Source organism: Pedobacter sp. GQ55, assembly GCF_059758925.1.
Map to the genome: position 1 here is coordinate 18,148 of NZ_JCAXEI010000003.1, position 13,745 is coordinate 31,892.

The 13,745-nt window shown below is 36.5% G+C and carries 6 protein-coding genes; 1 reads left to right on the plus strand and 5 read right to left on the minus strand.

Annotated features, from left to right (window positions below):
- Positions 1-6 precede the first annotated feature (6 nt).
- Positions 7-1,173 (plus strand): glycosyltransferase family 2 protein, encoded by a 1,167-nt coding sequence (locus tag AC6CH7_RS08990; protein WP_498262373.1) that lies wholly within the window; start codon positions 7-9, stop codon positions 1,171-1,173.
- Between the two features lie 13 nt (positions 1,174-1,186).
- Here the strand turns inward: AC6CH7_RS08990 and AC6CH7_RS08995 are convergent, their stop codons facing one another.
- From AC6CH7_RS08995 to AC6CH7_RS09015, 5 genes are all read right to left on the minus strand, one after another.
- Positions 1,187-1,885, minus strand: coding sequence for a 4'-phosphopantetheinyl transferase family protein (locus AC6CH7_RS08995; protein WP_498262374.1), 699 nt, complete (start codon positions 1,883-1,885; stop codon positions 1,187-1,189).
- Positions 1,886-1,897: 12 nt separating this feature from the next.
- Positions 1,898-5,875: a non-ribosomal peptide synthetase gene (locus tag AC6CH7_RS09000; RefSeq protein WP_498262375.1), complete on the minus strand. Its 3,978-nt coding sequence runs from the start codon at positions 5,873-5,875 to the stop codon at positions 1,898-1,900.
- Between the two features lie 11 nt (positions 5,876-5,886).
- Positions 5,887-12,483, minus strand: a complete 6,597-nt coding sequence (locus tag AC6CH7_RS09005) for an amino acid adenylation domain-containing protein (protein WP_498262376.1) — start codon at positions 12,481-12,483, stop codon at positions 5,887-5,889.
- Positions 12,484-12,696: 213 nt separating this feature from the next.
- Positions 12,697-12,858, minus strand: a complete 162-nt coding sequence (locus AC6CH7_RS09010; protein ID WP_232325457.1) for a hypothetical protein — start codon at positions 12,856-12,858, stop codon at positions 12,697-12,699.
- A 312-nt stretch (positions 12,859-13,170) separates the two neighbouring features.
- A complete protein-coding gene (locus AC6CH7_RS09015) occupies positions 13,171-13,734 on the minus strand; it encodes a hypothetical protein (RefSeq protein ID WP_498262377.1) in 564 nt (187 codons plus the stop codon).
- Positions 13,735-13,745 lie beyond the last annotated feature (11 nt).

Genomic DNA, 13,745 nt, shown 5'->3' on the forward strand with positions numbered 1-13,745 from the left:
GGAGAAATGATAATAGCTTTTTGGGTTTCCCTGTTTATTATTCTTTACACATTTATTGGGTATGGATTTGTTTTATTTTTACTTGTTAAAATAAAGAGACTATTCTATACCCCAGCTTCATTTGATGCTAATCTGGAGTTTCCTAGCGTAACCATACTTGTAGCTGCTTATAATGAAGAAGACATTGTTGAGGCTAAAGTGGAGAATACTTTAAGATTGGATTATCCGCAGGAAAAAAAGCAAATTATTTTTGTAACTGATGGCTCAACGGATAGTACTACTGATAAGCTTAATAGATTTAATGATGTCTTGGTATTACATGAAGATTCAAGAGCTGGAAAGATGGCGGCTATTAAAAGGGCAATGCCATTTGTTGAGGGTGAGATATTAATTTTTACGGATGCCAATACCTTTTTAAATAATGAAGCGATTAAGGAATTGGTTAAGCATTATAGGAATGATAAAGTTGGGGCAGTAGCCGGAGAAAAACGAATTTTTGTGGATCAGACTGCTGACGCGAGCTCTGCCGGTGAAGGGTTTTACTGGAAGTATGAGTCGTTACTAAAAAAATGGGATTACGAATTATATTCAAATGTTGGAGCTGCAGGAGAATTATTCAGTATAAGAACTAAGCTTTATGAGAATGTTGAATCAGACACTATCATTGACGATCATATGATTGCAATGAGGATAGCTGAGAAAAGTTACATTATAGCTTATGAGCCAAAAGCCTATGCAATGGAGACTGCTTCTGCTAATACCGCTGAAGAATTAAAGCGGAAAATAAGGATTGCCGCCGGAGGGATACAATCTATTTTTCGTTTAAAAAAAGCTGCAAATCCTTTTAATAATCCGGTTTTTACATTTCAATACATTAGTCATCGTGTTTTAAGATGGACCATAACACCATTCTTATTAATCGCTTTGTTCGTTGTGAATGGACTTATAGTATATTACTACGATTCCTTATTCTATAATACTGTATTTATTTTACAGGTATTATTTTACATCTTAAGTGCGCTCGGGCTCATTTTTGAACGTAAAAATATTCGTGTAAAAGCCTTTTTTGTTCCTTATTACTTTTGCTTGATGAATTATGCCGTAATCGCCGGAATAATCAGGTATTTTAAAAAGAGCCAAAGCGCTGCCTGGGAGAAATCAAAAAGAAAATAGCTTTGTAACTTATTTATTTATAATCCCAGTAATTCAAACTCGCTTCTTGTTCTTCAAAAGCAATGCAACCAGCATATTCTTTATCAGGCATAAAGCTTTTGAGAATGTATTTAACTTGTTTTCTGGTAATTGAAGTGTTCAAGCTGTTAAGCTCATTCATATTGTCAATTAGACCTTCGCCCGAAGCTTTGAGCACAGCCTCTTTTCTTGTCCATATGGAATAGAAGCTTGAGCTTGTATTTTCATTGCTTATTAATTTTAATTCCTCTGGGCTAAAACTAGAAGAGGTTATGTCGTGATAATTGAAATGATGGTCTATATATTCAATATCAATTCCTATTTTAAATGGGCTGGTTCCAATGAGGATGTAGTTTTTACTATGGGTAACATTAAATTCAATACCACTAACTGCTGGCTTCTTGTTCTTTGATTTATAGATGCATATTTTTGCTGGTGATATTAAAAGAAATTCTGATAAAATATTTCTTAAGGCATATTTAGAAACAATGTATCTTTTTCTGTCATTTTCTCTGAAGAAACGAAAGGCCTTTTCAATTTCTGTGTATGAGAGATTAGACTCATACACATTGCAGATTTGATTGAAATATTCATTTACATTTATTCGAAATATATTAATTGTGCTCTTATCGTATGCAACGTTCATTGTTGTGGCAATCCACTTTACATTGTCATTAACATTTAATAGCTCCATAACTTAATAATTCTAAACCTTAGTATTAATTACTCTCTGCAGAACTTTTGCTAGCTTTTGATCATTAGGTGAAGCTAAAAATGTTTTGTGATCGCCTGGAACAGAGTGAATATCTATACCTTTTTTGCCATACTTCCGCCAACCTAAGTAAACACGATCGTCTAGAAAATAGATCCTTTTTTCTACTCTAAAGAGATCAATTGTAAGATCTACAGGTTTTAGTTGATATTTTTTGTAAGCCATTTCATAGCTTTCATAAACCTCTCTTTTATATGTAAAAACCTCTTTGTCTATCTCCTTGTTTTTTAAGAAAATAGGTTTTAATTTTCTTTTGGATATTCGCAATTGGTAAGACAGCGTTTGCATAGGATTATCCAAAAATAATTTAGCTATAAAAGGACCCTTTTTTAACTGACGAACTATTTTCTCTTTAACCTTTTCTATGCCAGTTGCAGATGATCCGGCATAAGTGTCGAATATTCCGAGCATTTTTATCTCTTTGCCCTTTTCAAGTAATTGTTTGGCCATCTCATATGCTATTTTACCTCCCATAGAGTACCCGGCAATTAAATATGGTCCATCCGGATTTGCTTCCAGAATCTCAGCATTATATTTAGTAGCAATTTCTTCAATTGTGTCAGGCACGTCGCTGTCCCCATTTAACCCCAGGCCTTGAAGTGCATAAACCGGCTGATCTTCATCCATAAATCTAGAGATAGATTTGAATACGAAAACATTTAAGCCTCCACCATGAACCAGATATATTGGAGGTTTATTTCCACTTGTTTTTAATGGGACCAGAGAATCCCAATTTAATTTATCCTGTGGGGTTAGTAGCTTAGCGAGTGTTTCAATTGTCGGGTTTTCAAATAGGCTGGATAGGGGCAAACGGAGACCTGTTTTCTTTTCTATCGCGCCCATTACCTTAACAGCAATTAAGGAGTGTCCTCCTAATTCAAAGAAGTCGTCTGTAATTCCTATTTTACTAACATCAAGATTGGAAGCCCATATTTCTATAAGTAGATTTTGCTCAGAGGTTCGAGGGGCAACATAATCATTTTCTGTGATCTGGTTCATTGCCACTTTTGGGAGTGATTTTCTATCTAATTTTCCATTCGCAGTTAGTGGGATTTTATCTATCTGAATTAAAATCCTTGGTACCATAAACTCTGGAAGCGTCAATTTTAAATGTTTTAATATTGCATCCTTATTAAAAATAGAATCAACCACAACATATGCTACCAGCCTTTTTTCATCATTAGTATCTTCATCCACAATTATTGCACATTGCCGTATATCTTTACACTTAAGCAATGCATTTTGTATCTCGCCGAGTTCTATTCTATTGCCTCTAATCTTAACCTGATCATCTATACGACCTAAAAACTCTATATCTCCATTAGCTAGCCATCGTACCAAATCGCCGGTTTTGTAAAACCGGGTTTCTATTTCTTCAACATAGCGATCTATAAACATTTTACTGGTCAATTCAGGGTTATTTAAATAACCCCGTGCCACCCCAAGACCACCAATATACAATTCTCCAGGAACGCCAATTGCACAATAATTTGCATCTTTATTGAGAACATGAGGGATGGTATTTCCAAAAGGTTTACCAATGGGAGCTGATGTTGGATAATCCACATCTTTATCTACTAAATGTATTAGCTTACCTATTGTAGTTTCGGTAGGTCCGTAGTGATTTACAACTACACATTCACTATTGGCCTTTCGAATTTCTTTAATATACTCGCCAGGCAATGATTCTCCGCCAAACATTAATAGTTTTGAAGGTAAAAGGAAATTGCTCTGATGCCTTAAAAACCTCCAGTGCGAAGGAACGATCTTTAAACAATCGATGTTATAATTATTAAAATACTGATGTATATACTCAGGATTGTTGAATCTATCTTTAGCAAATAGATGTAGCTCTCCACCGGATATTAAAGCACTGAAAAGAACAGTATTCCCTAAATCTGTTGCTATTGTAGACCCAAGTGCAAAACTTTTACAGTCTTTTAGTGTACTTAATTTTGAATTTAATCCTTCAAAATAATCCATTATTGATCCATGCTCAATCATAACTCCTTTCGGGTTTCCGGTTGAGCCAGAGGTGTAAATGATATAGATCAGATTTTCAGGTAATATTTTGATGGCAGGGTTGGCTGTGGAAGCATGCCATATCTGGCTTTCACTGTCGTCCAGGCAAATCAATTCTCGATTGCCTACTTCCTTAATTCGTTTTATCGTTTCAGTGTCGCATATTAACATGCTTGCTGTCGATTCAGAAATCATATAGCTAATCCTTTGTTCCGGGAATTCAGGATCAATTGGAATATAGGCTGCCCCAGCCTTTATAGTTCCGATTATTCCAATTATTGTCTCTAAAGATGGTTTTATGCATATTGCAACAAGTGTTTCTGTTTTGACTCCTTTGCTAATTAAATGGTTTGCTAGTTGATTAGACTTTTCGTTTAACTGAGTGTAAGTTAATTTTTTACCCTCATATACTACAGCATTACTATCGGGGCTGTCAAGAACTCTTTGGTTAAACAAATCTAAAATCGTTGTGTCGTCAATTAGAGTCCGATTTATTGTGGTGGGGAACGGATTCTTGTTTACTAATGAGTCTTTGATAAGTACTTCAGGATTATCCGTTACGGTTTTTAATAAAGACTCAAATTCCGACATCATACTGTCGATGGTATCGGATCTGAATAGATTCGTGTTATATGCCCATTCAAATGTCATTGCGTTTTTAGAGCCGGTAACATTTAAAGAAATTTCGAAGGTTTGAGCCACTCTAGCATTGGAAAAAAGTCTATGAGTTAAACCATCAAATGATACTTTTTCATCCATGCCCATGTCTATGTTAAAAACAATAGGAACCAGGGGTATGTGAGCTTTATCTCTCTTAATGGGTAACTTTTTGAGCAATTCACTAAAAGTTAATCTTTGGAAATCGTAAGCGTCATACACTTCTCCCTTTCTTCTTTTTAGGTAATCTAAGAAAGAAGATTTCGGATCAACTTTGCTGTCAAGCGGTAGTAAATTTACGCAATGGCCAACCAGACCAAAGTTTCCTGTTGCAGCCTGGCCAGACGATGGAAGCCCGATGACAATATCTTGTTGCCCTGTTCGGTGATGTAATAAGATTTCGAATACGCTTAGAAGCGTAATAACTACACTGCTACCTGCCTTTGCTGATAACAATTTTATTGGATTCAATAAATCATTTTTCAGAATATAATCATTTCGTTTACCAGTATAAGTCCGAACCGAAGGCCGTGTGTAATCTATGGGTAAGTTAAGTGCAGGAACGTTATTCTTATACTTATTGATCCAGAAATTCTGGGTTTCAATATATTCACTGCTATTTGTAAAGTTAATCTGTTGTAAGGTATAATCACTGATTTGTTCTGCTGGTTCCAATTGAGGTAAAGTGCCATGTACGTAGGAGTTATACATTTTACTTAGGTCTTCCAGAATAATTCCAATTGACCAGCCATCGCCAATAATGTGGTGTATTATTAGTGTGAAATAATGAGCATTTTCTTCAATCTTGTGCAGGTATATTCTAAATAATGGACCTTCATAAAGATCAAAAGGAGTAGCCATTTCCTTGTGAATAAACTCATGAAAATCGTTCAACCTTTTGTCTGAATCAATACCAGTCAAATCATCAGTAATGATTGAGGACGAGAGTTCTTTATATATTATTAAGTTTTCTCCATTTTTACTGACAGTAGATCTTAGCGCTTCGTGCCTGGCAATTAAGCTATTGATGGCTTTTTTAAATGCATCCTGATAGAAGACCCCTCTTAACTCAAGTGAAACAGATTCATTATAAGCCAGACTTGCTTCATCGCCACCTAAAATACAGGATAGCCATAATTCTCTTTGCGGTTCATTGGTAATTGTTACTTTTTCAATCTCATTTTCACCAAAGGGATTAAAATCTACAGCAACATATTCAAAATCTTTATTCATTAGTAATGGCGTTAGAAACGTATCTGTAAATACTGATCTTTATTCTGTTCATCTTTAATGAACCATGCCGGATTTCCTTCAACATCCTTTCCTAGTCTGGCACCTCTAACAGGAGGGTTATCAGCATTGATCACGATTTTATCTGTGCCGAATTTTGAATATGTTTTTGAATTGGACTCTGTAACAGGCCCACGCAAAAAGAAACCTGCATTAATCATTTCATCCATACTCTCTATAAAGCAATCGATTAATTGCTCAATATCGCTGTACGATGTTGCTTCTGTCACAAAGCATGGGAACCCGTCAAGTATATGGATGCCTTTTTCTCTCATTAGGGTAAACATCAATTCACTGTAGGGAATCTCCTCATTGAACTTAACCTTCCATAATGATCCGTAATTGGCAACAAAGAATGGGAGTTGTCTTTTTTCTATTTCCTTATTAAGTGTTCTGGCAATGTGGTCTCCTTTTTCATTTAGCTCCAATTGTAATTTCGGGCCTTTTTCTTTCATGTATATTAATGATGCTTTTGCGGAAGCCAAAGCTAAAGGGTGACGTACAAATGTTCCTGCAAAATAAGTTACACCAACTTCGGGGTATGAGCTATCTCCATAATTCCAGGTTCCTCCATCAAGGGCATCCATAAATTCTTTTTTTCCGGCAATAACGCCAATAGGAATTCCAGCGCCGACCACCTTACCATAAGAAGCAAGATCTGCACGTACATTAAATAAAGTCTGTGCACCACCAGGATGCATCCTGAAACCAGTGATTACCTCATCAAATATTAAAGCTGATCCGCTGGTAGTGGTGATTTTTCTTACTTCTTTAACAAAATCTATTGGTACAAATTCAGGACGTCTGCTTTGTATCGGTTCAATAAGGACTGCAGCGATCTCATCCGCTCTCTCTTTGATTATAGCTAAAGCTTCGTCAGTTCCATAATCGAGGACAAGTATGTTTTTAACGGCATCAGGCATTATGCCCGCTGCTGCCGGAAATGATTTTAATTTCTTTGTGCCTCTAACCAGTACTTCGTCAATAATGCCATGGTATGAACCGGTAAAGGCAACAATTAAAGACCTTCCGGTAACCGTTCTTGCAATTCTAATACAGCCAAGCACTGCTTCAGAACCTGTACTGCAAAGGGCCGACCTGTCGAACCCGGTAAATTCACATACTAATTTACTTACTTCTGCAGCAAGCTCGTGCTGTGGGCCTACTTCATATCCATTTTCAATTTGGTCATGCATTGCTTTTTTAATAACCTCTGGTTGGTAACCAAGCAAGTTAGAGCCAAATCCGTTTAATACATCTATATATTCATTGCCATCAAGGTCCCACATTTTACTGCCACTCGATTTGTTTATTACAATGGGGTAGATTAGTTCTTTTGTTAAGGGTTTAAAACCTGAAACAACTCTTGGGTCAGCCATGTAGTTCCGGCTTGCGGCTGCATACTTTTTACTTTTAATTGTCTTGTGGTTATAGCGCTCAATTAATTTTTCGAGAAAGCTTAATTGGTCTTTGCTGAGTTCGGTTGATTGACGATCTATTTTAGGTGTTGCCCCAAATGGTTTCTGAATTTCAGATTTTTCTTGAATGCTAAGTTCTGGTTCCTCCTGTTGTTTAGGTTTTGGTGATTCTACTACAATAGGGGTAGCCACAGGAGTATTCCCATTCATTAACGAAACCTGTTTAGATAAGATTTCTAACTGTTGAGCGATAAGTCCCAGTGCCGAATTGTTGTAGTCGCTAGCGTTTCCAAATGAAACAGGAGCAATAATCTGATGATTATTTCCATTAAGAACTGGACTATTGTTTTGTATTGGGGTATGGTTTTCCTGAACGGTATTTTTATCTATATAATCTGTTAAGGATTCAATAGTTGGATACTCTTCATTTAATTTCCTGAAGGTAATAGGCAAATTAAATTCTCTTTTCAAGGAGATTGCTATCTGAGTAAGTAATAAAGAGTCCAATCCTATTTCAACGAAGTTTTGATTGGCGGCAACATTTTGCATTTCTATTCCGGATGCATCTTCTAGTACTTGTCTGATCTTTATTGCTAGATTATTCTTTTTCATTGCAAGAGTGTTATTGGTGTTTGGTTTATTGTTATTATCCTCGGATATTATTTTGTTTATTACAATTGCATCCACCCAGTGCTTCTTTCTATCAAACTGATAGGTAGGAAGATCTAAGAAGGATCGCTTCTGATGGTTATAAAAATTATCCCAATTTGGTTGTAAGCCATAATTCCAAAGCTGGCCTAATGTGTTTAGTATAATGCAATAATCGTTCTCATTATTTGCAAGGCTCTGCATTGCCCTTACAGAAGTCGACTTTAACGCGGCGATCTGTCTTACCAGAGTAGTTGTTACTGAGCCTGGTCCAACCTCCAGGAAAATTGGAGAATTGTAAGTAAGTACGGTATCTATAGCTTTAGAAAATTGTACTGTATTTCTTAGATGACTAGCCCAATATTGAGGATTTGTTGCCTCTTCATCGGTTAAAAGTATACCGGTAACTGTTGATATAATTGGTATTTGAGGAGCAGAAAGTGATATTCCAGAAACTACTTTTTGAAAATCATCAACTATTGGATCCATCATAGAGGAATGGAAAGCATGGCTTGTAAAGAGTAGTTTGTTAGGAATCTCTTTCGTATCGAGTAGTTTGCTGAGTTCCAGGATTTGGTTTTCTGGACCTGCTATAACGCAAAGTTTCGGACTGTTTACTGTTGCAATTGATAATTCTTCGCTTAAGAAATTGGTTATTTGATCCGATTCGCTTCTCACAGATAACATAGATCCTGCAGGAAGTGCATTAACCATTGCCCCCCTAACTGCAATTAGTTTTAACCCATCCTCTAACGAAAAAACTCCCGAAAGGTGTGCTGCAACATACTCTCCAATGCTATGACCGCAAAGTAGAGTAGGAGTAATACCCCAATTCAACCACAGACTGGCAAGTGAATATTCAATTACAAATAATGCAGGTTGTGTGTATCTGGTTTGTTTTAATAGTTGTTCTGCTTCTTCATTAGCTGGGTTGGCAAATATGATCTCTCTAATGTCTAGATCTATATATTGCTTAAGTATTTCCGCACAACGATCTACGGCTTCTCTAAATATTGGCTCGTCTTTATATAGATCAGCAGCCATGTTTAAGTATTGCGCACCTTGACCTGGGAATGTAAATACAACTTCGTCAGGTACTTCGCGAAGATTATTTGTTGTGCCTGTTTTAGGTAGTTCCAAATTGAATTGACTTACAATAGATTCCATGTTGTTTACAACTGCAAATCTTCTATAGGAGAAGTCGTTCCTTGTTTTTTGAAGAGTATAAGCAATGTCTGCAATATTAATATCCTTATTCTTTTTTACATAATTAGATATTGATACAGCGTATTGTTCTCTACTGTTTTCTGATTTGGCCGACCAGGTAATTAAGTCGTAAGGTCTTCCGGTTGATGATCCTGATTCCAGATTTTCATATTCTTCAATAATCACATGTACATTTGTTCCTCCCACACCAAATGAACTTACACCTGCAATTCTTTTAGTGTCACATGTCCAATCACTCAGACTATCGTTAACATAAAATGGGCTATTTAGAAAGTCAATGTTCTTATTCCCTTGCTTATATCCCAAAGAAGCAGGTAGTTTCTTGTGATGTAGAGACAGACAGGCTTTAATTAAGCCTGTTACTCCTGCGGCCTGTGTTAGGTGTCCGAAATTGCTTTTAATTGATCCTATAGCGCAAAATTGAGTTTTATGCTGATGACCAAAAGCCTTAACCAATCCATCAAATTCAATTGGGTCGCCAATTGGGGTTCCGGTGCCATGTGTTTCAATATAGCTGATTTCTGAGGCATCAATATCTGCATCTATTATCGCCTCTTTAATCGCATTTGCCTGTCCTTCAGTGTTCGGGGCGGTAAAACTTCCTTTTTCTGCCCCATCGTTGTTTAATCCAACACCTTTAATTACACCGTAAACGAGATCACCATCACGTTTAGCGTCTGTTAATCTTTTGAGTAGAACGACACCGGCACCATCACTAAATACAGTTCCTGTAGCATCATTATCAAACGGACGGCAATGGCCATCAGCACTCAACATACTGCCTTCCTGATAAATGTGTCCGCTGTTAATAGGAGAGGTGATGCTGGAGGCCCCAGCGATAGCTGCATCACATTTTCCGGAACGCAGACTATTTACCGCTTCTGCTACTGCAAGTAATGAGGTTGAACAGGCCGAATTCACACTTACAGCTTGCCCTTTTAGGTTTAAATGATATGCTGTTCTTGAAGCAATGTAATCTTTTTCGTTTACTGTAAGTACTTGCAAGCCACCTACGTTTTCTATTAAATCGGGATATTGTAATAAATTGTTTACATAATAAGTATTGCTTCCGCTACCTGCATAAATGGCGACTTTCTTAGAATAAACTGGGAATAAATGCCCCGTTTTTTCCAATACTTCCCAAGCTATCTCTAAGAATATTCTTTGCTGCGGATCCATCAAATCTGCCAGTTTTGGATTGATTCCAAAAAAAGCAGGATCAAATTTTTCGGCATCCTTAATTATCCCTCTGGCTTTAACGTATGCTTTATCATTTTTTATGTGATCTGGAATGCTGATGTCTAATTCTTCATTGCTGAAAAATTTGGTTGTTTCTTTACCTTCGATAAGTAAATTCCATAAGTCGTCAATAGTTTCTGCCCCTGGGAATCTACCAGCCATCCCTATTATAGCTATATGCTGCGAATCACTCGTATGATGACTTTCTTTAACTAAGGTGGCATGCTCAGGAGCCTTGTTTTCAAGAAATTCGGCTATCCCAGCAGCAGTAGGATATTGGTATAATTTGGTGATAGGTAAATGATAATTGAATTGATATTTTAGCTCTGCTACTGTTTTTTGAGCAAGAAGAGAATTGCCCCCAAGCTCAAAAAAATTGTCTTCAATTCCAATTTCGTCATATTGGAATATATCTGTGAATAAGCCTATAACATCCTTTTCGAGCTTTGTCTTCGGGCTTTTATACAGCACATTTAGATCAGGCCTTTTAAGATCTGGTTTTGGTAGCGCTTTCCTGTCTACTTTTCCACTTGTTGTTTTAGGGAGCTCTTTAAGCCAAACAAAGCCCGATGGAACCATGTAATCAGGTAGAAGGTTGCTTATGTGGTATCTAACCTTATTACTGTCTCCTGCGGCCTTATTTCCTGTTAGGTAGGCTACCAATGCTTTTTTGCCTGGGTAGTCTTCTCTTAATATCACTATTGCCTGGTTAACGCTTTCTTCTTTCATCAGGGCAATCTCAATTTCGCCTAGTTCAACCCTGTTGCCTCTGATTTTAATTTGCCCGTCTTTCCGGCCTTTAAACTCTATTTCTCCATTGTCTAAAAGCCTACCGAGATCCCCGGTTCTATAAAACTTAATTTGTCCTAGGGTTGGGTGGGTAAGTTCAATGAATTTCTCATTTGTTAGTTCTGGCTGATTAAAATATCCATTTGACAGGCAGGGGCCTGAAATACATATTTCACCAATTTGTCCATTTTCAAGAAAAGTTAATTTTTCATCAATAAAATAAATAGATGACTGTGCTATTGTTTCCCCAATTGTGGGTATTGATGCCCAACTATTGGGGTTGCCTTTGAGCTTTAGTTCCGTTACCCATATGGTTGTTTCGGTTGGTCCGTATACATTTACCAAACTTGAATTGGAAATAGAAGAAAAGAATTCTCTTATATTGGGTGTGATTTTAAGTAGTTCTCCCCCGGTTATTAGCTCTTTTAAGTTAGCGGGAAACCTCTGTTCTTTTGTAGCAGCTTCTGTAAAATATTGAAGCGTAACATAGGGCAAAAAGGCTTTGTTTATGTTATTCGAGATAATAAAATCTAAAAGTTTTGTGCCATCAAGTCTATAATCATCGTTAATAAGGTAAAGTGTAGCGCCTGTTGTTAATGGAACGAAAATCTCTTGAAATGATGCATCAAAACTGAGATGGCAAAACTGCAGCGCATTGATGCCTTTGCCATTAAGCGCATGATCATTTTGCCATTGTAAAAAATTAATCAGGCTTTTATGACTAATACATACTCCTTTTGGTTTTCCTGTGGAGCCTGATGTATAAAGAATGCATCCATTTTCAGATTGCAGGAAATTATCGTTTTTAGCCGTTTCAGGGTATGATTTGTCTGAAATTATAACATGATGCCCCAGACTCGTAAAGATGTCAGATTCGTTTAGCAACGCGATACATGTGCTTACTCCAGAGTCTTCTTTAATCTGCAATAGTCTGTTTTCAGGATAGCTGGAGTCTAATGGTAAATAAGTTTTTCCTGCTTTTAGAATTGCCAATAATCCAACAATCATTTCTATTGAACGGGTTGCACTTATTCCAATGATTTGCTGATCAAAAGCTTGGTTTAAAATAGCGGTTGCTAAATTTTCAGCTCTATTATTTAATTCACGGTAGGTAATAGACTTTTCGCTAAAAACTATAGCAGTAATTTCTGGAAAATCCTGAGCTGCAATATTAAATAACTGGTGAACCGTTAACTTGTTTTGGGTAATTGATATTTGGTCTGTAAACATTTGAGAGGGATTGAATAAATTAACCTGACATATGCTGACTTGCAAAAGTTATTCCTTTTTATTAAATTTTCATTTGATTTGGGTTCATTGTTCCTTTTAATGTGGAGATTATAGGAGAAGAAGGCGAGATGACGATGAAATAGTATTGCAAAAAAAAGACCCTTATTGAAACAATAAGAATCCTTTTGGAGATTTTAGCTTTTAAAGGCTAAATTATTTTTTCTCTGGCGGAGTGGATACAATTTCTCCCCACTCGTTAACATAGGCCATCATGCTTTCAAGATCACCGCCAGAGGAATTCTGTTGACGTTCAAGTTTACGTTGCTCTTTATCTTCTTTTTTCTTTTGTCTGTTTTTTTCTAGTTGCTTCTTCATGAAGGTAGCCTGAGATTTAGCCATAAATTCAATGTATTAGTTAAAAAATAACTCTCCTCTGGTTTTACCTGTCTGCCAGCATGTAAACTTATATTGTTTACTGTAAATATGGCTTAATAATTAATTCTCGGGCGACAACGGATCAGCAGCCAGGAGGAATTGAAACCCAATCAAAAGGTTTGATTGGCAAGTAAATATTAAGAGAATAGTATAATGATATCCCGTTTGTGCAAATATACTAAATTTCTGGTTAAGAATCAATATTTGAAACAACTAGATGCTTAACGGGAAGTTAAACGGTAACTATATTTTTTATAAGCCAACCCTAATGGCGTAGGTTACTTTAACGCGGGCCTTTAATTCTTTAGTGGTAGCTGTTCTTAATTTGGCTGAAAGATTATAGGTGAATGAAGGGGAGGTAAGGAAGCTTCTTACATCCGAACTTCCGGATGTTATTGGAATGGTAATTTTAGTGGCGCGAGTATTTGGAGGATTTACTGTAGCAATTGATTGTTCTGTTTGTCCGGATGCCTGTAATTTGACAATTATGTTTTCTATATTTTGAATGTTGTTTAAACTATCTGCATCTAAAAGTTCTAAGTTGAATTCTTTGATGCGTATGTTTTTTACATTACTCAATCCAAAACTTGATGATTCCTTATTAATCAAAGAATCGAGATTTAAGTTTTTTACGTTGAGGTCTCCAATCAATGTTCCCGACTCGGTACTCGCAATCTTTGGTATTGTAAAAGATATGCCATCGGCAGGAGTAATGAAAAGATCACGTTCGATGGACTCTTTAATGTTATTGCAAGATAAAAGTACCGTTGCAATTATTAGAGCGGATGCCAGCAAAGTATTAATTTTAGTTCTCATATAAATTACTT